At 67.8% G+C, this 19898-nt stretch carries 21 protein-coding genes; 7 read left to right on the top strand and 14 right to left on the bottom strand.

The window, feature by feature from the left end:
- Positions 1–3 precede the first annotated feature (3 nt).
- Positions 4–1422: an ATP-dependent RNA helicase DbpA gene (dbpA, locus tag CBY09_RS10010; protein WP_094289046.1), complete on the top strand. Its 1419-nt coding sequence runs from the start codon at positions 4–6 to the stop codon at positions 1420–1422.
- A 173-nt stretch (positions 1423–1595) separates the two neighbouring features.
- Here dbpA and CBY09_RS10005 read toward each other — a convergent pair whose 3' ends face one another.
- The 4 genes from CBY09_RS10005 to CBY09_RS09990 form a co-directional block, all read right to left on the bottom strand.
- On the bottom strand, positions 1596–2288 hold the full coding sequence (locus tag CBY09_RS10005) for an ankyrin repeat domain-containing protein (protein ID WP_094289044.1): 693 nt from the start codon (positions 2286–2288) through the stop codon (positions 1596–1598).
- 41 nt (positions 2289–2329) lie between these two features.
- A complete protein-coding gene (locus CBY09_RS10000) occupies positions 2330–2824 on the bottom strand; it encodes a GlcG/HbpS family heme-binding protein (protein WP_094289414.1) in 495 nt (164 codons plus the stop codon).
- Between the two features lie 139 nt (positions 2825–2963).
- Positions 2964–3596, bottom strand: a complete 633-nt coding sequence (locus tag CBY09_RS09995; RefSeq protein ID WP_094289041.1) for a response regulator transcription factor — start codon at positions 3594–3596, stop codon at positions 2964–2966.
- Positions 3593–5131 (bottom strand): sensor histidine kinase, encoded by a 1539-nt coding sequence (locus CBY09_RS09990; protein ID WP_094289039.1) that lies wholly within the window; start codon positions 5129–5131, stop codon positions 3593–3595. Before CBY09_RS09990 ends, CBY09_RS09995 begins: the two co-directional genes overlap by 4 nt.
- A 134-nt stretch (positions 5132–5265) precedes the next feature.
- Here CBY09_RS09990 and CBY09_RS09985 point away from each other — a divergent pair, with 134 nt between their 5' ends.
- Together CBY09_RS09985 and dtd are read left to right on the top strand one after the other, a co-directional pair.
- Complete coding sequence (locus CBY09_RS09985) at positions 5266–6216, top strand: cation diffusion facilitator family transporter (protein WP_094289037.1); 951 nt, start codon at positions 5266–5268, stop codon at positions 6214–6216.
- The gene (gene dtd, locus CBY09_RS09980) at positions 6213–6665 is read left to right on the top strand and encodes a D-aminoacyl-tRNA deacylase (RefSeq protein ID WP_094289035.1); all 453 of its coding nucleotides are present in this window, start codon (positions 6213–6215) and stop codon (positions 6663–6665) included. The genes CBY09_RS09985 and dtd overlap by 4 nt, the downstream gene beginning before the upstream one ends.
- 81 nt (positions 6666–6746) lie before the next feature.
- On the opposite strand, the gene CBY09_RS09975 is transcribed toward dtd, so the two are convergent.
- The 3 genes from CBY09_RS09975 to CBY09_RS09965 form a co-directional block, all read right to left on the bottom strand.
- Positions 6747–7487: a sulfite exporter TauE/SafE family protein gene (locus CBY09_RS09975; RefSeq protein ID WP_094289033.1), complete on the bottom strand. Its 741-nt coding sequence runs from the start codon at positions 7485–7487 to the stop codon at positions 6747–6749.
- 170 nt (positions 7488–7657) lie between these two features.
- Complete coding sequence (ybeY, locus tag CBY09_RS09970; protein ID WP_094289031.1) at positions 7658–8116, bottom strand: rRNA maturation RNase YbeY; 459 nt, start codon at positions 8114–8116, stop codon at positions 7658–7660.
- A 64-nt stretch (positions 8117–8180) separates the two neighbouring features.
- Positions 8181–9137 carry a PhoH family protein gene (locus tag CBY09_RS09965; RefSeq protein WP_094289029.1) on the bottom strand — a complete coding sequence of 319 codons (957 nt, stop codon included), beginning with the start codon at positions 9135–9137 and terminating at the stop codon, positions 8181–8183.
- Positions 9138–9229: 92 nt separating this feature from the next.
- Here CBY09_RS09965 and ruvA point away from each other — a divergent pair, with 92 nt between their 5' ends.
- The 4 genes from ruvA (at position 9230) to CBY09_RS09945 (ending at position 13275) form a co-directional block, all read left to right on the top strand.
- Positions 9230–9805 carry a Holliday junction branch migration protein RuvA gene (gene ruvA / locus CBY09_RS09960; protein WP_094289027.1) on the top strand — a complete coding sequence of 192 codons (576 nt, stop codon included), beginning with the start codon at positions 9230–9232 and terminating at the stop codon, positions 9803–9805.
- Positions 9806–9835: 30 nt separating this feature from the next.
- A complete protein-coding gene (locus CBY09_RS09955) occupies positions 9836–11299 on the top strand; it encodes a trypsin-like serine peptidase (protein ID WP_240515661.1) in 1464 nt (487 codons plus the stop codon).
- A 16-nt stretch (positions 11300–11315) separates the two neighbouring features.
- A complete protein-coding gene (gene ruvB, locus CBY09_RS09950; RefSeq protein ID WP_094289025.1) occupies positions 11316–12380 on the top strand; it encodes a Holliday junction branch migration DNA helicase RuvB in 1065 nt (354 codons plus the stop codon).
- Positions 12381–12501: 121 nt separating this feature from the next.
- On the top strand, positions 12502–13275 hold the full coding sequence (locus CBY09_RS09945) for a hypothetical protein (protein ID WP_094289023.1): 774 nt from the start codon (positions 12502–12504) through the stop codon (positions 13273–13275).
- Between the two features lie 34 nt (positions 13276–13309).
- On the opposite strand, the gene CBY09_RS09940 is transcribed toward CBY09_RS09945, so the two are convergent.
- The 7 genes from CBY09_RS09940 to CBY09_RS09910 all read right to left on the bottom strand — a co-directional run bounded on the left by CBY09_RS09940 (position 13310) and on the right by CBY09_RS09910 (position 19890).
- A complete protein-coding gene (locus CBY09_RS09940) occupies positions 13310–15100 on the bottom strand; it encodes a lysoplasmalogenase family protein (RefSeq protein ID WP_094289021.1) in 1791 nt (596 codons plus the stop codon).
- 79 nt (positions 15101–15179) lie between these two features.
- The gene (locus CBY09_RS09935; protein WP_094289019.1) at positions 15180–16349 is read right to left on the bottom strand and encodes a DSD1 family PLP-dependent enzyme; all 1170 of its coding nucleotides are present in this window, start codon (positions 16347–16349) and stop codon (positions 15180–15182) included.
- The gene (locus tag CBY09_RS09930; protein WP_094289017.1) at positions 16333–16974 is read right to left on the bottom strand and encodes a histidine phosphatase family protein; all 642 of its coding nucleotides are present in this window, start codon (positions 16972–16974) and stop codon (positions 16333–16335) included. The genes CBY09_RS09935 and CBY09_RS09930 overlap by 17 nt, the downstream gene beginning before the upstream one ends.
- Before the next feature lie 28 nt (positions 16975–17002).
- The gene (locus CBY09_RS09925) at positions 17003–17617 is read right to left on the bottom strand and encodes a DUF4136 domain-containing protein (RefSeq protein WP_094289015.1); all 615 of its coding nucleotides are present in this window, start codon (positions 17615–17617) and stop codon (positions 17003–17005) included.
- Positions 17618–17672: 55 nt separating this feature from the next.
- Positions 17673–18626, bottom strand: coding sequence for a tRNA 2-thiocytidine(32) synthetase TtcA (gene ttcA, locus CBY09_RS09920; RefSeq protein WP_240515660.1), 954 nt, complete (start codon positions 18624–18626; stop codon positions 17673–17675).
- A 48-nt stretch (positions 18627–18674) separates the two neighbouring features.
- The gene (locus tag CBY09_RS09915) at positions 18675–19046 is read right to left on the bottom strand and encodes a dihydroneopterin aldolase (protein ID WP_094289013.1); all 372 of its coding nucleotides are present in this window, start codon (positions 19044–19046) and stop codon (positions 18675–18677) included.
- A 58-nt stretch (positions 19047–19104) separates the two neighbouring features.
- Positions 19105–19890: an SDR family oxidoreductase gene (locus tag CBY09_RS09910; RefSeq protein WP_094289011.1), complete on the bottom strand. Its 786-nt coding sequence runs from the start codon at positions 19888–19890 to the stop codon at positions 19105–19107.
- Between the last annotated feature and the right edge of the window lie 8 nt (positions 19891–19898).

Below are 19898 nucleotides of genomic sequence, written 5' to 3'. Positions count from 1 at the left end.
GCCATGACCTCCAAAGAAACCCCCGCCAGCACCGATTTCCGCACGCTGGCCCTGAGCCCCGCCATGCTGGCCAACCTGCAGCAGCTGGGCTACACCACCATGACCCCCATCCAGGCCGCCAGCCTGCCTCCCGCGCTGCTCGGCAAGGACCTGATCGCCCAGGCCAGCACCGGCAGCGGCAAGACGGCCGCGTTTGCGCTGGCGCTGCTGGCCAACCTCAACCCCCGCCGTTTTGCGGTGCAGGCCCTGGTGCTGTGCCCCACGCGCGAGCTGGCCGACCAGGTGACCACCGAGATCCGCCGCCTGGCGCGCGCCGAAGAAAACATCAAGGTCGTGACCCTGTGCGGTGGCGTGCCGCTGCGCGGCCAGATGCTGAGCCTGGAGCATGGTGCGCACATCGTGGTGGGCACACCCGGCCGGGTGATGGACCACCTGGAGCGCCAGCACCTCACGCTGGAAGCGCTCAACACCCTGGTGCTGGACGAAGCCGACCGCATGCTGGACATGGGCTTCTTCGACGACATCGTGACCGTGGCGCGCCAATGCCCCAAAGAGCGCCAGACCCTGCTGTTCTCGGCCACCTACCCCGAGGGCATTGCCAAGCTCAGTGCGCAGTTCATGAAAAGCCCGCAGCAGATCACCGTGCAGGCGCAGCATGCCGAAGGCAAGATCGAGCAGCGCTGGTACGAGGTGAAGAACAGCGAGCGCCTGCATGTGGTGTCGCAACTGCTCAACCACTTCCGCCCCGACTCGTCCATTGCGTTCTGCAACACCAAGCAGCAGTGCCGCGACCTGGTGGGCGTGCTGCAGGCGCAGGGTTTCAGCGCGCTGGCGTTGTTTGGCGAGCTGGAGCAGCGCGAGCGCGACCAGGTGCTGGTGCAGTTTGCCAACAAGAGTTGCTCGGTGCTGGTGGCCACCGATGTGGCCGCGCGCGGGCTGGACATTGCGAACCTGGCCGCCGTGATCAACGTGGACGTGACGCCCGACCCCGAAGTGCACATCCACCGCATCGGCCGCACCGGTCGGGGCGATGCCGAAGGCCTGGCGCTGAACCTGGCCAGCATGGACGAGATGGGCAGCGTGGGCAAGATCGAGCACTTGCAGGGCCGCGAGTCGCGCTGGTTCCCGCTGGCCGACCTCACGCCTACGGGCAACGGCCCGCTGGTGCCGCCCATGATCACCATCCAGATCATCGGGGGCCGCAAGGAGAAGATCCGCGCGGGCGATGTGCTGGGTGCGCTGACCGGCGACATGGGCTACACCCGCGAGCAGGTGGGCAAGATCAATGTGAACGACTTCTCGACCTACGTGGCCGTGGACCGTGCGATTGGCGCACAGGCCGTGCAGCGGCTCAACAGCGGGCGCGTCAAGGGCAAGAGCGTGAAGGCGCGCCTGGTGCTGGGCAACGAAAGCTTTGAATGAAATTGGCCGTTACCGCGCGTCCAGTAAGCCTGACAAGCTATTGATTTGATACTGCTTGGGCCGGGTGGCGCGGTGCAGCGCGGCCGTTCACAGATTGTGCGCGGGCCGTGGGTCCAGGGGCCTGTCGGGCCACGAACTGCGGGCTGGCCCGGTGCTCTCGCCAACCCTGCCCCTCACTTGACCGCGCCCGCCGCCTGCAGCATCTGCACCATGGCGCCGTAGCCCCGCTGGCGTGCCAGCTGCAGGGGCGTGTTGCCCTGCCGGTCGGTCAGCGCGTAGCTGGCGCCCGCCTGCAGCAACGCCTGCAGCGTGGCCTGGTGGCGCGGGCCGCCGTTGCCCAGCACGATGGATTCGATGAGCGCCGTCCAGTGCAGGTTGTTCACATGGTCCAGCGGCGCCCCGGCGGCAATCAGCTGGCGCACCACGCCGTCGTGCCCCAGGTGGGCGGCGGCGATCAGGGCCGTGCCGTCGTAGCGGCTGGTCACCTGTTTGGCGCTGGCACCCAGCTGCAGCAGCAGGCGCAGCGTGGCCTCGTCGTCGGCCACGGCGGCGATGGTCACGGCGTCGTAGCGGTCGTTCTCCAGCGCATTCAGGTCGGCCCCGGCCTGGGCAAGGGCGCGGATGGCATCGGCCTGCCGGGCAAAGGTCGCCACATGCAGTGGCGTGCGGCCGTAGCCATCGCGGGCATTCACGTCGGCCCTTGCCGCGATCAGCTTGGCAAGCGCGGGCATATCGCCCCGCGCCGCAGCGGCATGCAGGCCCTGGTAGGCAGTGGTTTCGGCCGCCGTGGGAGGCACCTGGGCCTGGGCCGGGGTGGCACAGGCCAGTGCGGCGGCCAGGGCGAAAACAAGATTCCACGGCTTCATGGGGGCCTCCGATAACTCGCGTTGCGGGTGAGGGCGGCTGATTACTTCAGCAAGTCCTGCACCTTGGCGATGCCCGCCACGGCGCACTGCTCGTCCAGGTGGCCGCCGGGTGCACCGCCCACGCCCACGGCGCCGATGACTTCGTTGCCCACCTTCACGGGCACGCCGCCGCCCAGCAGCAGGTAGCCGGGGATGTTGACCAGGTTGGCCGCTGCGGGGTTCTTCTGTGCGCCTTCCATCATGGCCAGCGTGGTGTTCTTGGCCGATGCCGAGGTGTAGGCCTTCAGGCGGCTGGCTTCCAGCGTGTGCGGGCCGGCGTTGTCGGCACGCTGCACGGCGCGCACGGAGCCCGCACGGTCCACCACGGTGGCGGTCACGTTGTAGCCGTTGGCGGTGCAGGTGGCCACGGTTTGCGCGGCGATCTGGTTGGCCAGGTCCAGCGACATGTTCTTTTCGGTGCGCACGCCTTCGGCGCTGGCAGCGGTGGCGATCAGGGACAGGGTGAGGGCGGCGGCGGATGCGAGGCGGTTGTGCATGGTGTTCTCCGGTGTTTTTGAGATCGGTGCCACCCTTTGTGGCGCCGTGGGAGAACTGTAAAAACTGGCGCCGTTTTCAGCCATTCGGGCGGCTACGCGCGGGCCTCCGTAAAACTACGGAAGGCCTTTGCAGACTGATTCAGGATGCCGCATCCACCAGCGCCGCATACCGCCGGATCAGCTGCGCCAGCGATTCCGCGCCCAGCTTGGCAAACAGGTTGGCACGGTGCGTCTCCACCGTGCGCGGCGACAGCTCCAGCGCCCGGCCGATTTCCTTGTTGGTCAGCCCCTCCACGATCAGCCCCAGCACCTCGCGCTCACGGGCCGAGAGCTGCGCAAAACGCTCGCGCGCCTGCTGGTCGGCCTGGTGGCGCTCGCGCGAGCGCACATGCTGGCGCACGGCATTCTGCAGGGCTTCGATCAGCACTTCGTCGTCCACCGGCTTTTCCAGAAACTCGGCCGCGCCGGTCTTGAACGCACGGCGGCACATCTCCACCGTGCCGTGGCCGGTGAGCAGGATCACGGGCTGGTCCACACCCTGCGTCAGCAGCTGCTCCAGCACCGTCAGGCCACTGATGCCGGGCATGCGCACATCGAGCACGATGGCGCCGATGCTGGCGCGGTCAAACCCGGCCATGAAGGACTGCGGGTCGGCCCAGGCCTGCACGCGCAGGCCCACGGTGCTGATGAGCAGGGAGAGGCCCTCGCGCACGGCGGCATCGTCATCCACCAGGTGGATCAGGGGGGAGAGGGAGTGGGCGGCGTCGGTCATGGCATGGAGGAGGGCGCGGGCGTGTCGGGCGCCGCAGGCAGCACGAGCAGGAATTCCGCGCCCCGCACCGCGGGGTCGGCGGGCGCCAGGGCCAGGCTGGCGCCCATGGCCTGGGCCAGGCTCTCGCACAGCGTGAGGCCCAGGCCCAGCCCACCGCTGCGCGTGGTGTAGAACGGCTCGAACAGGTGCGCGCGCGCCTCGGGCGGCACGCCGGGGCCGTGGTCGCGCACCGACAGGGCTCCATGCGCGGCGTCCGGCATCCACAGGCGCAGCGCCAGCTGGCGCTCGGCCTGGGGCACCTGGTCCAGCGCCTGCAGCGCGTTCATCAGCAGGTTGTGCACGATCTGCTGCAGGGCCACGGGCTCGGCCAGCACGGCGGGCAGGTCGGGCGCGATGGAGACCGTGGGCACCACGCCGCGCTGCGCCATTTCGGGCTCCAGCAGGTGCAGCACATCCTGCACGGCGGTGGCCAGCGCCAGCGGCTGGGCCTGGCCCGCCAGTTCAGGGCGCTCCACCAGGCGGCGCAGGCGGCCCACCACGGTGGATGCGCGGCGCGCCTGCTCCACGGCGCGGGCCATGGCGGTCTGCGCGGTGTCGAGATCGGGCGGGTCGTCGGCCAGCAGGCGCTGGGCGGCCTGCGTGCTCGACAGCAGTGCGGTCAGCGGCTGGTTCAGCTCGTGGGCCATGCCCGCAGCCAGCTCGCCCAGCGTGTTCAGCCGCGCCACCTGGCCCAGGCGCAGCAGCTCCTCGGCCCGCTGGCGCGCTATGCGCTGGCGCCACCAGGCCAGGCCACCGCCCCACAGCGCGGCGGTGAACACGCACCAGCCCAGCATGGCCAGCCAGGGCAGCTCGGCCAGCCCCACCGTGCGCCGCGCCACCACGTCCAGCGGCTGGCTGGGCGCGGCCAGCAGTTTGTGGAAGGCATACGACCAGCCCAACCCCTCGCCCACGCGGCCCGGCTGCACCACAAAGGCGGCGCCGCCCTGTTCCAGGGTGACCCGCACCGGGCTGGTGGCCATGTCCATCGGCCATTCGTCCTGCGGCACGGTGGTGCGCAGGTCGATCTGTAGCGCGTGGCTGGCCGGGGTGCTGGCCAGCACCAGATGGAAACGGCCGGCGGGCAGGTCCACCAGCGCCATCTCGGCATGCCCGGAGCGGCGTGAGGCGGCCTCGGCCGCCGAGAGCGGCGCCTGCAGTGTGCCCGGCCAGCTTCCCGCGCCCCCGGGCCGCTGCAGCACCGACAGGATCTGCGGGTATACCGAGGGCAGGCGGGGCAGGGTGGCATCGGCTGCACTGCCCTGGTCGGGCGCCGAGGGCTGCAGCAGGGCCAGGGTGGCGAGGATCGCGTCGTGCTGCACCACACGCTGACTCAGCAGCCGGTGCACGATGCGCGCGTCGGTTTCGAACGCTGCGTGCAGCTGCTGCAGGCGGTTGAGCGCCAGCCAGCTGCACCCCGCGCAGGCGACCAGCGCCCACACCACCAGGCTGGGCAGGTGGGGCGTATGTCGCAACAGAGGGCGCCAGGCGGGGAGCATGCGCGGATTCTGGCATGGGGGCTGCTCAGGGCATCCCCCCGCAGCCGGGGTGTGGATCGCTGGCTGAACAGAGCTTAAGGTGGCTCTGGTGTAATTCCCGACACGACTAGCTGCCGCTCCTTCGCGCCCCCTTCATGTCCGCTGCTGCTCCCACATCCCACCCCTGGCTCTCGCCCCGCAACCTGCTGTGGGCCTCGGTGGCCGTGGCGGTGGTCACCATCGCGCTCAAGACCTTGGCCTGGGTGGTCACGGGCTCGGTGGGCTTGCTGTCGGACGCGATGGAGTCCTTCGTGAACCTGGCCAGCGCCATGTTTGCGCTGGCCATGGTGACGGTGGCGGCACGGCCAGCCGATGACGACCACCCCTACGGCCACCACAAGGCCGAATACTTTTCTTCGGGGTTCGAGGGCATCCTCATCATGGGCGTGTCGGCGGGCATCCTGTGGGCGGCGGGGCACCGCCTGTTCGACCCGCAGCCCATCGAGCAGGTGGGCTGGGGCCTGGGCCTGTCGGTGCTCAGCTCGGCCCTCAACGGGCTGCTGGCCTGGGTGATGTTCCGGTCGGCGCGCGAGCACCGCTCCATCGCGCTGGAGGCCGATGCACGCCACCTGGTCACGGATGTGTGGACCTCGGCCGGTGTGCTGGTGGGCATCGCGGGCGCGGCCCTGACCGGCTGGCTGTGGCTGGATGCCGTGGCGGCGATTGCCGTGGCCCTGAACATTCTGAAAGAAGGCGTGGAGCTGGTGTGGAGATCGTCCCAGGGCCTCATGGATTCGGCGGTCGAGCCTGAGGTGCAGGCCACCATCGACGCCACGCTGCAGCAGTTTCTGGCGGCCCAGGCACCGGGCGCCGTGCGGTTCGACCATGTCTCCACCCGCCGCGCGGGCCAGCGCCAGTTTGTGGACATGCACCTGCACATGCCCGCCGACTGGACCCTGCGCCACGCCGCCGAACTGCGTGGCCAGGTCGAGCGCGCGCTGATGACCGCCGTGCCCGGCCTGCGTGCCACCATCGAGCTGCTGCCCAGCGACGTGGAAGCGCATTTTGACGACCCCCGTGACGATGTGAAGGAAGCCGTGAAGTGATCAGTGTTGTGCAACGTGTGCGCGAGGCGCGCGTGGAAGTGGACGGGCAGACCGTGGGCGCCATCGGCGCGGGCCTTTTGGTGCTGGTGTGTGCCGAACGCGGCGACACCGAGGCCGAGGCCAACAAGCTGCTGGCCAAGCTCCTCAAGCTGCGCATCTTTTCGGACGACGCGGGCAAGATGAACAAAAGCGTGCAGGACATAGGCGGTGGCCTGCTGCTGGTGAGCCAGTTCACCCTGGCCGCCGACACTACCGGGGGCAACCGCCCCAGCTTCACCCAGGCCGCTGCACCCGACGAGGGGCGCCGCCTGTACGACTACTTTGTGGCCCAGGCCCGCCAGGCCCACCCCGTGGTGGCCACGGGCCAGTTTGCGGCCGACATGCAGGTGCACCTGGTCAACGACGGGCCGGTGACCATACCGCTGCGCATCGCGCCTGCAGTGGCGTGATGGTTGTCAAAATTGATAGCTGAAACCGCTTGATGGGCGAGCGGTAGCGGCCATTTTGGCCCGTTATTCCAGCCCCGGGGGCTACTGCCGCCAGAAGAACAGCCCTGCCATCACCAGCCCCGTCAGCACAATGCCGCCGCGCAGCCAGTCGGCCGGAATGCGCCGCGCCACGCGTGCACCGCCATAGCCGCCTGCGGTGGCCGCCGCCATCATCATCAGCGCAGCTGGCCACTGCACCACGCCACCGGCCGCATAGATCGCGACGGCAATGGCGGTGAGCAGTGCCGACACCCAGTTCTTGAGGCCGTTCATGGCGTTCAGGTTGGTCTGCCCCAGCAGGCCGAACAGCGCCAGCAGCAGGATGCCCAGCCCCCCGTTGAAGTACCCGCCATAGGCCGCCACCGCCAGCACGCCCACGGTGGCCTTGGCGGCGGACGGCGTGCCGCCCGCCAGCATCCGGCGCAACTGCGGCCCGAACGCAAACAACGCCGTGGCCGCCAGCAGCAGCCAGGGCACTACGCGGCGGAAAGTGGCATCGGGCGTGACCAGCAGCAGCGCCGCCCCCGCCGCGCCACCGATGAGCGACAACACCACCAGCAGCCGCATCGACAGCCCCGGCGGCGGCGCGGTGTCCTCCCGGAACCCCCAGGCCCCCGCCACGTAACCCGGCAGCAGCGCCACCGTGCCCGTGGCATTGGCGACCACCGGCGGCACGCCGGTGAAGACGAGGGCGGGGAGCGTCAGAAAACTGCCGCCACCGGCGACGGCATTGAGAGCGCCGGCGACGAAGGCGGCGGTGAGCAGCAGGGCAGTTTCGAACATGTCTCGGGTCGGAAGATGGCGGCACAGGCGCTAGCCTTCCGATGTTAGTGACTGTGGCGCGGCTATCCGGCATGGAACCGGCCGCCGCCGCACAAAGGTGTTTTGCCCAAAAGGGGGGCAAAAATGGCCATGTCACCCCCTGCCGTGTGGGCCACATGGACGTGCAATGGCTATTGCGCGTACGGGTCTGCAAACCCAAGCTCTTGCAGGATGGCCGTCTCGTACGCCTCCATCTCCTCGGCATCGGCCTCGCTGGTTTCGTGGTCCCAGCCCTGGGCGTGCAGCGTGCCATGCACCAGCATGTGGGCGTAGTGCTCTTCCAGGCTCTTGTTCTGCTCTTTCGCTTCGCGCTCGATCACCGGGGCGCAGAGCACCAGGTCGGCCGTCACCACGGGCTCCTGGGTGTAGTCGAACGTGAGCACGTTGGTGGCGTAGTCCTTGTGGCGGTACTCGCGGTTGAGCTGCTGGCCTTCGTCGGCACCCACGATGCGCACGGTGATCTCGGCGTCGGTGGCCAGGGCGTGGCGGATCCAGCGCGTGACCTTGTGGCGCGGGAGCACGGCGCGGTGTGCTGCCGCGCCGTCGAAGGCGCCAAATTGCAGCGACAGGGAGAGTTGGTTCAATGGCATTGTGAGGATTTTTGGGCTGCTGCCGCCTAACAGGCAAGGCTTGTCAGCTATAAAAATAATAGCTTTACTCGCGACTGCGCGTAGCTGCAGCGCGGCGCGGGGCATCGTAGGCGTCCACGATGCGGGCGACCAGCGGGTGGCGCACCACGTCGGCGCTGGTGAAGTGCGTGACGGCGATGCCCTTGACGCGCTTCAAGACCCGTTCGGCGTCCACCAGGCCGCTCATCGCGCCCTTGGGCAGGTCGATCTGGCTTACGTCGCCCGTGACCACGGCGCGCGAGCCGAAACCGATGCGGGTGAGGAACATCTTCATCTGCTCGGGCGTGGTGTTCTGGGCCTCGTCCAGGATCACGAAGGCGTTGTTCAGCGTGCGCCCGCGCATAAAGGCCAGTGGCGCGATCTCGATGGCGTTGCGCTCAAAGGCCTTTTGCACCTTGTCGTGCCCCATCAGTTCGTACAGCGCGTCGTACAGCGGGCGCAGGTAGGGGTCTACCTTCTGCGCCAGATCGCCGGGCAGGAAGCCCAGGCGCTCGCCCGCCTCCACGGCCGGGCGGGTCAGCACGATGCGCTGCACGCCGCTGCGCTCCAGCGCATCCACGGCGCTGGCCACGGCCAGGTAGGTCTTGCCCGTGCCTGCGGGGCCGATGCCGAAGGTGATGTCGTGCGTGGCGATGTTCTGCAGGTACAGGTTCTGTGTGGGGGTGCGCCCGCGCAGGTCGGCCCGGCGCGTGTTGAGCACGATGGCGTCGTCCGGCGCTTCCAGCAGCTCGCTGTCGCCTGCCAGCATCAGCTGGATATGGTCTTCGGGGATGGGGCGCTCGGCGATCTCGTACAGGGCCTGCAGCAGCTCCATGGCCTGCGTGGCCTTGGCCTTGGGGCCGTCCACCTTGAACTGTTCGTGCCGGTGCGCAATGCTGACCTGCAGCGCCTCTTCGATGGTGCGCAGGTGCGCATCGGCCGGGCCACACAGGTAGGTGAGCCGGGTATTGTTGTGGGGAGTGAAGGTGTGGCGCAGGATCACGCTGATAATTCCCGTCAGGCAATAGAAACGGCCACATGACGAGGCCACGCGGCGGTGCCGCGCGGCACGCCGGCGCCGGCAAAAGGACATCAATGATAGGCAAATTGACCGGCACCCTGTTGGAGAAGAATCCCCCCGAGGTGCTGCTGGACTGCCACGGTGTGGGCTACGAGGTGAATGTGCCCATGAGCACCTTCTACAACCTGCCCGCCGTGGGCGAACGTGTGAGCCTGCTCACCCAGTTCATTGTGCGCGAGGACGCGCAGCTGCTGTATGGTTTTGGCACGGCGCAGGAGCGCCAGGCGTTCCGGGAGTTGATCAAGATATCGGGCGTGGGCCCGCGCACCGCGCTGTCCATCCTGAGCGGCATGGGCGTGGGCGACCTGGCCCAGGCCATCTCGCTGCAGGAGGCGGGGCGCCTGGTCAAAGTGCCCGGCATCGGCAAGAAGACGGCCGAGCGCCTGTTGCTGGAACTCAAGGGCAAGCTGGGCGCAGACATGGGCACAGTGCGTGACGCTGCCACCAGTGATGCACAGGCCGACATCCTGCAGGCACTGTTGGCTTTGGGCTACAACGACAAGGAGGCTGCTGCGGCGCTCAAGGCGCTGCCTGCGGAGGTGGGGGTGAGTGAGGGGATCAAGATGGCGCTGAAGGCGTTGGCGAAGTAGCTACATTTTTTGAACAAGAGAGGATATTCAATGAAAGTGCATCAAATGGCGCGGATTGTCTGGTTGGCGGCTGCCACCGCTGCAGCGGTGGCCATGGCGAGTTGCGGAGGCGGCGGAGGAGGGACGGCAGAAGCGCCCCCGCCAGCCCCCACCCCCACCCCCACAGATCGAATTGAGCCTTACGACACAGGTGATATTGCGGCCAAACACGCCATGATTGTTGCTCGCGCGGTTCCCACGGGGCGCGATATTGCACGGGTGGTGCTGGGCCCGATGGCCGGTGGCGGCCTGCTCGCCAAATCCGAGACGCTTGGCGCGAATGTGCCGCGCATTGGTGTGGCGCGCGATGTCCCGGCGCTGGTCGGGGTCTCCGATCTGTCTGCGCTGATGCGGTGGACGAGTACCGGGCGCGGCACACGCGCTGCGGCGTTTAGCGTCACCTCGGAAGGTGCCAGGGGCGTGCGACTGGGGGTGCTTGTGCGCGAGCTGCCCTCGGGTGCCGTGCTGCGCTTTTATGCGCAGGCGGGCGGCGCCGTGATGGAGGTTTCGGGCCAGGAGGTGATGGCCTCCATTGAGCGCAATCTGCAGGCAGGTGCGCTCGATGAAGCCGCGCGCACCTACTGGAGCCCGGACTTCGGCGGTCCCGAGACGACAGTGGAGGTGGAGATCCCCGCTGCGGCTGCAGTGTCCAGCGTGAAGCTGGCTGTGCCGCGCCTGTCACACTACGTGGTTTCGCCCGATGAGGCGCACGAGGGCATTGGCAAGGTGGGTGAGTCGGGGAGTTGCGAGGTGGACGTGATGTGCAAGCCCGAGTTCATGAGCCAGAGCCGTTCCGTGGCGCGCATGCTGTTCGTTCGCGATGCCAATACGTACCTGTGCACCGGCACTTTGCTCAACGATATCGGCGCAAGCAGAACACCATACCTCTTGAGCGCGAACCACTGCATTTCCAATCAGGTGGAGGCGTCATCCTTGACGACCGACTGGTTCTATCGCTCGTCGGCATGCAATTCCGGTGTGGTGGGCGCGGATACGCAACGCCGCATTGGCGGCGCCACTCTGCTACATGCAACCGCAGCCACAGACACCGCGTTTATGCGGCTGAACGTTGCACCACCTGCAGGAGTGGTCTATGCCGGTTCGTACTACGGCAACCTGACTGCGGGCCAGACGTTGGCTGGCGTTCACCACCCCAAGGGTGATCTGCAGAAATTCAGTTCTGGCACGATGGTGCGTTTCAGTATGTGTGCGAATGGCACCTGTTTTTCTAGCGATGCCTCCGATGGAACGTACTTGACCGTGGGGTGGCAGCAAGGCGTGACGGAGGGCGGCAGCAGTGGCTCGGGCCTGTTCCACACATTGGGTGACAAGCGGTATGTAGTGGGTCAGTTGTTCGGCGGTGCTTCGAGCTGTCAGACACCTGCGGGGCTCGACCACTATGGGCGCTTTGATGTGGCGTATCGCAATGCCCTGAAACAGTGGCTCAATCCATGAGTATTCTCGAGCCCACATGACCATCCAAACCGACGATTTCGCCCCCGCCCCCACCAAGCGCGTTGTCTCTGCAGCGCCCAGCTCCCCCCAAGAGGAGGCGATCGAGCGGGCCCTGCGGCCCAAGCTGCTGCAGGAGTACGTGGGCCAGGCCAAGGCGCGGGAGCAGCTGGAAATCTTCATCGGTGCGGCCAGGAAACGCGAAGAGGCGCTGGACCATGTGCTGCTGTTTGGCCCGCCGGGCCTGGGCAAGACCACGCTCAGCCACATCATCGCGGCGGAGCTGGGGGTGAACCTGCGCCAGACCAGCGGCCCGGTGCTGGAAAAGCCCAAGGACCTGGCGGCGCTGCTGACCAACCTGGAGAAAAACGACGTCCTCTTCATCGACGAGATCCACCGCCTCTCGCCCGTGGTCGAGGAAATCCTCTACCCGGCGCTGGAGGACTACCAGATCGACATCATGATCGGCGAAGGGCCCGCCGCGCGCAGCATCAAGCTCGACCTGCAGCCCTTCACCCTGGTGGGCGCCACCACGCGTGCGGGCATGCTCACCAACCCGCTGCGCGACCGGTTTGGCATCGTGGCGCGGCTGGAGTTCTACACGGCCGAAGAGCTGGCGCGCATCGTCAAGCGCAGCGCAGGCTTGCTGAACGCGCCCATGGACGACGAAGGCGGCTTTGAGATTGCCCGCCGCTCGCGTGGCACGCCGCGCATTGCCAACCGGCTATTGCGCCGCGTGCGCGACTACGCCGAGGTCAAGGGCGATGGCCGCATCACCAAATCCATTGCCGACAAGGCGCTCGCCATGCTTGACGTGGACCCGCAAGGTTTTGACGTGATGGACCGCAAGCTGCTCGAAGCCGTGATCCACCGCTTTGATGGCGGCCCCGTGGGGCTGGACAACATTGCCGCGAGCATTGGCGAAGAGGCGGGCACGATTGAGGATGTGATCGAGCCCTACCTGATCCAGCAGGGCTTTCTGCAGCGCACGCCGCGCGGGCGCATCGCCACGCTGGCGGCGTTCCGGCACCTGGGGCTGCAGCCCCCGGCGCAGCGCGGCAATCCCGATCTGTTCGGGGCCTGATCCCTCTAGGCACAGACTGGCAGCGCAGGCGATGGCGCGGCAAAGGCGGCGTGGCCGCAAACACCTCCCTCCCGTCAAAAAGCCCAGCCCCCTGCTGGCAGACGAAGACTTTGCCGCCAGGATGGGCCTGAGCCCGTTCCAGTGGACGGTGCAGCAGCTGGCGCTGGTGTCGGCCTGCGCAAGCGTGTGCCTGCACGCGTTCATCACGCTGTGCTACGGCGTGGCCCCGGTGTTTGTGGGTGCACCTGTCAGCCTGATGGGCCTGCCTGCGCTGGTCTGGCTGGCGGCCGACGGTGTCTGGGCCTGGGCTCTGGTGTGCACGCTGCGCAGGCGCTGGGGCCCGCCGCGGGATTTGCTGGCAGACCCGCGCTCCGCCTGGCGTTACGGCGGAGGGTTCTGCCTGGCAGCGGTGGCTGTGGGGCTGGCGGTGGTGGATGCGTGGCAGCCTATGTGGCGCGGGCTGGTGGGGGCGGGGGCTTCCTGGCCGCTGTGGCCGGTGCAGGTGGCCTTGCCAGTGTGCCTGCCGCTGGCGCGGGAGCCTTTGGCGGGCGCCGCCATCGCGGTGGCGTTTGGTGCGCTGGTGGTCAGCGTGGTGGCGCTCAAGTGGCTGGGGCAGGCCCGGATGTTTCTGGTGCTGATGGCCGTGAGCCTGGCGGCGTTTGCGGCGTGGGTCTGGGGCGAAGCCTGCGTGCGGTTCGCGGGTGCCCGGGGGCTGGCGGGTGTGGCCCTTCCTGCCATCCAGGCCGAAGCCCTGGCGGCACCTGCCGACTTCCACGCCTGGGTCTGGGCCCTGTGGTGGACGGGTGTATTGCTGTGGCTGTCGGCGGCCTCGGCTGCGGCGGGCGTCTTTCACCTGCCGCGCGTGGCCCTGGAGGCCATGCGGCAACGGGCTTGATGCAGGGCGGGGCCGCCGCAGCGGCGGGGCGGCCTCAGGCCGTGATGGCTGCCGAGGGGGCCGCCGGTTGCGAACGGCCCGGAGCGCTGCCGCCCGCCTGCTGCCCCAGCAGCCAGCCCCCCACGATGAGCGCCTGCGCCGCGTAGTACGTGGACAAGACCCACACCTGCGACCAGGGCAGGGGCTGCACAAAACGGTTGGTGGCCAGCAGCGAATCGCTCAGCATAAAGAACCCCGCGCCGAGGGCGACCAGCAGCGCAGGCCCATCGCGCAGCACGGTGGCACGCCCGATGGCCTGAGCCGCCATCAGCGCAATCACCAGCACATAGGCCGCCACGGGCGCGCGCAGCGCGGGCGGCAAGCCAGCGGCCCACAAGAAAGCGTACATCGCCACGCCAATACCCAGTGTGGCCACCAGCGCACCCCGGTGCGGAAACCAGCGCTGTCCGCTCTTGAACAGCGCCACATAGAACAGGTGCGCCACCAGGAAACTCACCAGCCCCGGGATGAAGAAGCCGGAAAACATCAAAAACACGTCGCCCGCCAGCGACCCGGCCAGTGCCGCCGCCATCAGCCACCAGTTTTTGGAGTCAAAAAGGCCGTCTGCGCGCAATGAATAAGCGCTTATCGCTATCAAAATAATAGCTATTGCCATCGTCAGGGGCTTGAAGACCCAGTGCCACTCGGTCAGCCCCAGCGCACTGGTGGCCGTGGCCAGGGCGGCGCTTTGCAGCATCAGCGCCATCCCCATGCCGATGCGCCCCTGCATCACGGCGCCCAGCGCCCACTGGCTGACCAGCAGCACCGCAAACCAGATCGCGTTGTGCGCCAGCGGCGCCGCGTCGGCCTGCCATAGAAACGCGGCCACCCCGGCCAGCAGGATGCCGAACTGCACCAGCGCAAACCCCTGCACGGCCCGTGACATGGGCGGGTGGTAGAGCTGCATCTGCGCCATGCTGAAGGCGGGCTTGGGAAAACGCTCCGCCACATCCGCAGGCCGCCAGCCCGGCGGCTTGATCCAGACCTTGAGTTTGTCGAGCCAGCTGCGCGCGTGCCAGCTGTCGTGTGCCAGCCCCGCATACACCTGGGCGTTGGCCCACAGCGGGTCCCAGCTGTCGAGCAGACCGCGCGTGCCGTACACACATTTCTCCTGGTCGTCTTCGTCCTTGAAGGTGCCGAACATCCGGTCCCACAGGATCAGGATGCCGCCGTAGTTCTTGTCCAGGTACGGGTCATTCACGGCATGGTGCACGCGGTGGTTGCTCGGGCTGCAGAACCAGCGGTCGAACCAGCCCAGGCGCCCTACCTGCTCGGTGTGCACCCAGAACTGGTACAGCAGGTCGATGAGCGCCACCACTGCAAACACCAGCGGCGGCACACCGGCAAGCGCCATGGGCACATAAAAAATCCAGCCCAGCAGCGCGCCCGAGCTGGTCTGGCGCAGCGCGGTGCTGAGGTTGTAGTCCTGGCTCTGGTGGTGCACCGCGTGCGCGGCCCACAGAACGGCCGACTCATGCCCCATGCGATGCAGCCAGTAGTAGCAGAAGTCGTAGAACACCAGTGCCAGCAGCCAGCCGGGCAGGCTGGTCCAGAACACATCGTTGCGCCACAGCGCCATATGCTCGAACAGCGCTGTGTAGATGCCGACGCGCAGCAGCCGCGTGAACACAGCGCTGGTCTGGCTGAGCATGCCCAGGCTGATACTGCTCACAGCATCGGCCAGCCGGTAGGTGTTGCGCTGGCGTTTGAAGCCGATAGCCAGTTCGATGGCGATCAGCAAGAAGAAGACGGGCGTGGCAAGGACGATGATCTGGCTGGGGCTCATGGCGCCGGATTGTGGGCCAGCAACCAGCCCACACCGGGGCAGGTGAACCCCTAGAGCCGCAATGTTTAGAGGGCTGCGCCTACGTCAGCGCCCCCCGCGCATCCACCCGGATGATGCGCTCCACCACGCCCTGCACCAGACCACCGCGCACGCCGATCAGGAAGTCGTGCAGGTTCACCGTCGGGTCGCAGTGGCCTGGGATCAGCCACAGCATGCGGCCCAGCGTGGGCAGGCGGGCTTCGGGGCCATCGGCGTAGAGCAGGCCATGCTCGTCGCCGCCGTTGCCATAGCGCAGCGCATGCCCGGGGGGCAGCAGGGCCACGGTGGGCAGGCCGGAGTCGATGGCGTGGCTCTTGTGGCCTGCATCGCACACCGCGTGGGTGTCGCGCACCGACACCACCTGGGTCTTGACGAACAGTGCGTGTTCAAACGCGGGCTGTGCGGGCTCGCGCTCGTTACGGGCGTAGTCCGCGTCCATGAACATGAAGGAGCCCGCCTGCAACTCGCCAAACACGCCGCTGGCGGCCTCGTGCACCAGGGTGCCGGTGCCCGAGCCGGTGATCAACGGCACGGTCAGTCCCTCGGCCTCGATGAGCTGGCGCGTGTGGCGGGCGGCGCGCACCACCTGGGCGATCGCCTCGCGGCGGCCCACGCTGCTGCCCAGGTGCTGGGCGCGGCCATGGTAGGCCTGCAGACCCGCAAACCGCAGGCGCGGGCTGCGCGAGACGGCCAGCGCCAGCGGCACGGCGGCCTCGCCAGGCGGCACACCGCAGCGGCCCTGGCCCACGTCGATCTCCACCAGCACGTCGATGCCTGCGTCGCTGCCATGCTGCGCCATGGCTTCGGCCAGGCGGGTGATGCCTTCGGAATGGTCCACCGCCACGCCCAGGCGCCCGCCGCGCGCCGCCAGCTGGGCAGCCAGCCGCGCCACGCGGTGCAGCTTGGGCATGGCGATCACCTGGTTGGTGATGGTGATGTCTCGCACGCCCCCGGCGGCCAGGGCCTCGGCCTCGGCCACTTTTTGCACACACACGCCCTGGGCGCCCGCCTGCTGCTGCAGCAGGGCCAGCTCGGCACTTTTGTGCATCTTGGCGTGGGGGCGCCAGCGCACCTGGTGCTTGCGCGCAAAGTCGGCCATGCGCTGGATGTTGCGGTCCATGGCGTCCAGGTCCACCACCAGGGCGGGGGTGTCGATCAGGTCCACGCGCTGTCCCACGGTGGACTGCAAGGCTTCAGGAATGGGCTTCATCGCGTGCGGCTTGTTGGTCCAGGTGCTGCGTGTCGGCCCAGCCCACCAGGCTCAGGCCGTCGGGTGTCCACAGCAGGCGGTTGATGGCCGCGTTGGAGAGTTGCCAGGTGCGCGGCGCCTGGATGTCCTGGCGCGTGGCCAGGCGGTACAGCACATCGAGCACGCCGCCGTGCGCCACCATCACCACCTGCTCGCCCAGGTGCTGCTGCGCCAGCTGGGCCACGGTGCGTTCGATGCGTTCTCTCAATGTGACCAGCGACTCGCCGCCCTCGGGGGCGTAGTGCGGGTCGCGCTTGCGCCAGCGGTAGGCGTCCTCGGGCAGCTCGGCCTCGATCTCGGCAAAGGTGCGGCCCTGGAAATGGCCGAAGCTGCGCTCGCGCAGGCCGGCGTGGGTGGTGAGCGGTGCGCCCGTGGTGCGGGCCACGGCCTGGGCGGTGGCGTGGGCGCGTTGCAGGTCGCTGGTGTAGATGGCCGCGATGGGCTCGTCGGCAAGTGCGCGGGCCACCTGGTCGGCCTGCCACAGGCCGGTGTCGTTGAGCGGAATGTCCAGGTGGCCCTGGATGCGGGTGTCCACGTTCCAGGCGGTTTCGCCGTGGCGGATGGCAACGATGCGGGTGGCTTGCATGCAGTAGGTTGGTGGGGGCTGCAGGGTGTCAAGGAGCTGGCGGTGCGAGGGGCAGACGCACCTGGCGGGGCCCCTGGGGCGGCTTTGGAAAGCCGCTGAGCGCGGCGTCGAACAACACACCATACACAGCCGGGTCGCTCACCCACACGTCCTCGTGCACGGCCGAGGTTTCGTACACCACGGCCTGGTTGGCGGCGTCGCGTATCACGATGCTGACGGCTCGGCGGTGCAGGGGTGTGGGCTCGCCAAAGCGCCACAGGCCATGCACGCCCCAGCCTCCCCGGCCGTACCAGCCGCCCATGCCCCAGGGGCCGGGGCCGTAGGGGCCATAGGGCCGGAACGGGTCATAGCGCGGCACGGCGTCGGCCTGCACACCCAGCTGCACCAGCAGGCGGGGCGCGGCATCGTCGCGCTGCAGGCCCGCGCGGGCCAGGGATTGCTCGGCCAGTGTGGCGATGGCGTCAAACGATGGGGCTTGCTGAGAAGGCAGGCGTTCAATGCGGTAGGTGGCGGGTGTGGGGACGGCCGCCAGGGTCGAGAAGCTCTGCACCTGGCCTTCGACCACGCGGGTGGTGCTGCAGCCCGCGAGCAGCGCGGTGGCCAGGCCAAGTAGAAGAAGGGGAATCCAGCGGCGTTGTGTCATGGTCAGAGTTTCCTGGAAGAAGGACCTCTGTGAGAGTTCCGCTGGTCCCAGCAGTTCACGACAGCTGCACCACCTGCACGCCGGGCAGCGATGGCGAGGGCGCCGCAAACTCTTCCTTGTCGAACGCCTTGTCGCCGTCTTCGCTGGCGATGCCCGTGGCCCGGGCGTTCTTGAAATCGTACAGGTTGCCGTCCAGCAGGTGCGAGGGCACCACGTTCTGCAGCGCGGTGAACATGTTCTCCACGCGGCCGGGGAATTTTTTCTCCCACTCGCGCAGCATCTCGCCCACTTGCTTGCGCTGCAGGTTCTCCTGGCTGCCGCACAGGTTGCAGGGGATGATGGGGAAGTCGCGGTGCGCGGACCAGCGGGCCGTGTCCTTCTCGGCCACGTAGGCCAGCGGGCGGATCACCACATGCTTGCCGTCGTCGCTGACCAGCTTGGGTGGCATGCTTTTCATCTTGCCGCCGAAGAACATGTTGAGCAGCAGCGTCTGCAAAATGTCGTCGCGGTGGTGGCCCAGCGCGATCTTGGTGCAGCCCAGCTCATCGGCCACGCGGTACAGAATGCCCCGGCGCAGGCGGCTGCACAGGCTGCAGGTGGTCTTGCCCTCGGGGATCAGCTTCTTGACGATGCTGTAGGTGTCTTCGTTCTCGATGTGGAAGGGCACGCCGGTGCTCTTCAGGTACTCGGGCAGCACATGCTCGGGGAATCCGGGCTGCTTCTGGTCCAGGTTCACGGCCACCAGGTCAAAGTGGATGGGCGCGCGGGCCCTGAGCTTGAGCAAGATGTCCAGCAGGGTGTAGCTGTCCTTGCCGCCGGACATGCACACCATCACTTTGTCGCCCTCTTCGATCATGTTGAAGTCCACAATCGCCTTGCCCACCTCGCGGCACAGGCGCTTTTCCAGCTTGTGGGTTTCGCGCTCGATCTTGATCTCAGGGCGTGGCGCAGTAGCGGGCGCAGGGGCGGCCACGGCGGGGGATTCGGCTTCTGTCCAGACGGTACTCATCCCCCGATTGTCTCATTCCCGCCGTTCGGGCGGCAGGGGCAGGGGGGCTTACCACTGCCCGGTTTCCATGCGGATCGCCACTTCGCAGTCGTCAAAAATCTCCAGCTTGGCGATCTTCACCCGCACGCCCAGCACGCCGGGCAGCTGCATCAGGCGGTTGGCCAGCTTGCCGATCAGGCTCTCCAGCAGGTTCACATGCTCGGCCGTGCACTCGTCGATGATGATCTGGCGCACACGCCGGTAGTCCAGCACATGGCCGATGTCGTCGTCGCGCGGGGCCAGCGGTTGCACGCCCAGGCTCAGTTCGGCATCCACCTGGATGGGCTGCGGGTCGGTCTTTTCGTGGTCGAGGATGCCCAGGTTGGCGTCAAAGCGCAGTCCGGTGAGCGTGAGGATCTGGGTGCCAACAGCGTGGGTCATGGAAAGAGGTCCTGGCTTGGGTGGGCCTGTTTGTATATATATGCGTGTGTGCGGGCGCTCACATCAGCGAAAAATCGCGGTCAAACTTCATCAGGTGCTGGCCACCATCCACCAGCAGCGTGGTGCCGGTGATCGACCGGTTCTCCAGCGCGAACTTCACGGTGGCGGCGACGTCCTCGGCGGTGGACGAGCGGCCCAGCGGGGAGAGCGCATGCAGCTGTGCAAACTTGTCGTCGCTGAGCATGTGGCTGGTGAGCGTGAGGCCGGGTGCCACGCCCACCACCCGCACGCGCGGCGCCAGCGCCAGGGCCAGCATGGTGCCCGCCGCCTCCAGCGCGGCCTTGGAGAGCGTGTAGCTCACAAAGTCGGGGTTCTGGTTCCAGAGCTTCTGGTCCAGCAGGTTGACCACAGCGCCCTGCGCATCGGCCTCGCCCGCCGCCACGCGATCGGCCACATGCTGGTGCAGCGCCTGGGCCAGCAGCACGGGGGTGGCGGTGTTGCTGCGCAGGTGTTTTTCGAGTGCGGCAAAACCGAAGGTCTCGGCGTTGTCGTGCTCGAACAGCGAGGCGCTGTTGACCACCGCATCCACGCGGCCAAAGTGCGCCACCACGCGGGGCAGCAGGGCGCGCACGGCGGTCTCGTCTTCAAAATCTGCATCAAAAAGGGCGCTACCGCCCGTCAGTTGGGCACAGGCAGCTACGGTATCCATAGCATCCTGCTGCGATGAGCGGTAGTGCACCGCCACCTGCCATCCCCCTGCCGCCAGCGTCAGTGCAATGCTGCGGCCCAGGCGCTTGGCGGCGCCTGTGACCAGAACGGTGCGCGGATGGGTGGGGTGAGGCATGGGAGCTG

Source organism: Acidovorax kalamii, assembly GCF_002245625.1.
Classification (GTDB): Bacteria; Pseudomonadota; Gammaproteobacteria; order Burkholderiales; family Burkholderiaceae_C; genus Acidovorax; species Acidovorax kalamii.
Note: the sequence above shows the minus strand (reverse complement) of the source record. Positions and strands in the feature narration are given on the sequence as shown.

What these genes read in the sequence shown, in the direction of transcription:
- CBY09_RS09955 (WP_240515661.1), top strand. Translation starts at nt 9,836, where the DNA reads ATGAAAGTGCATCAAATGGCGCGGATTGTCTGGTTGGCGGCTGCCACC.
- CBY09_RS09910 (WP_094289011.1), bottom strand. Translation starts at nt 19,890, where the DNA reads ATGCCTCACCCCACCCATCCGCGCACCGTTCTGGTCACAGGCGCCGCC.
- ttcA (WP_240515660.1), bottom strand. Translation starts at nt 18,626, where the DNA reads ATGAGTACCGTCTGGACAGAAGCCGAATCCCCCGCCGTGGCCGCCCCT.
- CBY09_RS09990 (WP_094289039.1), bottom strand. Translation starts at nt 5,131, where the DNA reads ATGCTCCCCGCCTGGCGCCCTCTGTTGCGACATACGCCCCACCTGCCC.
- CBY09_RS09945 (WP_094289023.1), top strand. Translation starts at nt 12,502, where the DNA reads ATGGGCCTGAGCCCGTTCCAGTGGACGGTGCAGCAGCTGGCGCTGGTG.
- CBY09_RS09975 (WP_094289033.1), bottom strand. Translation starts at nt 7,487, where the DNA reads ATGTTCGAAACTGCCCTGCTGCTCACCGCCGCCTTCGTCGCCGGCGCT.
- CBY09_RS09925 (WP_094289015.1), bottom strand. Translation starts at nt 17,617, where the DNA reads ATGACACAACGCCGCTGGATTCCCCTTCTTCTACTTGGCCTGGCCACC.
- ruvB (WP_094289025.1), top strand. Translation starts at nt 11,316, where the DNA reads ATGACCATCCAAACCGACGATTTCGCCCCCGCCCCCACCAAGCGCGTT.
- ybeY (WP_094289031.1), bottom strand. Translation starts at nt 8,116, where the DNA reads ATGCCATTGAACCAACTCTCCCTGTCGCTGCAATTTGGCGCCTTCGAC.
- dbpA (WP_094289046.1), top strand. Translation starts at nt 4, where the DNA reads ATGACCTCCAAAGAAACCCCCGCCAGCACCGATTTCCGCACGCTGGCC.
- CBY09_RS09995 (WP_094289041.1), bottom strand. Translation starts at nt 3,596, where the DNA reads ATGACCGACGCCGCCCACTCCCTCTCCCCCCTGATCCACCTGGTGGAT.
- CBY09_RS09940 (WP_094289021.1), bottom strand. Translation starts at nt 15,100, where the DNA reads ATGAGCCCCAGCCAGATCATCGTCCTTGCCACGCCCGTCTTCTTCTTG.
- CBY09_RS10005 (WP_094289044.1), bottom strand. Translation starts at nt 2,288, where the DNA reads ATGAAGCCGTGGAATCTTGTTTTCGCCCTGGCCGCCGCACTGGCCTGT.
- CBY09_RS09935 (WP_094289019.1), bottom strand. Translation starts at nt 16,349, where the DNA reads ATGAAGCCCATTCCTGAAGCCTTGCAGTCCACCGTGGGACAGCGCGTG.
- CBY09_RS10000 (WP_094289414.1), bottom strand. Translation starts at nt 2,824, where the DNA reads ATGCACAACCGCCTCGCATCCGCCGCCGCCCTCACCCTGTCCCTGATC.
- CBY09_RS09930 (WP_094289017.1), bottom strand. Translation starts at nt 16,974, where the DNA reads ATGCAAGCCACCCGCATCGTTGCCATCCGCCACGGCGAAACCGCCTGG.
- ruvA (WP_094289027.1), top strand. Translation starts at nt 9,230, where the DNA reads ATGATAGGCAAATTGACCGGCACCCTGTTGGAGAAGAATCCCCCCGAG.
- CBY09_RS09985 (WP_094289037.1), top strand. Translation starts at nt 5,266, where the DNA reads ATGTCCGCTGCTGCTCCCACATCCCACCCCTGGCTCTCGCCCCGCAAC.
- CBY09_RS09915 (WP_094289013.1), bottom strand. Translation starts at nt 19,046, where the DNA reads ATGACCCACGCTGTTGGCACCCAGATCCTCACGCTCACCGGACTGCGC.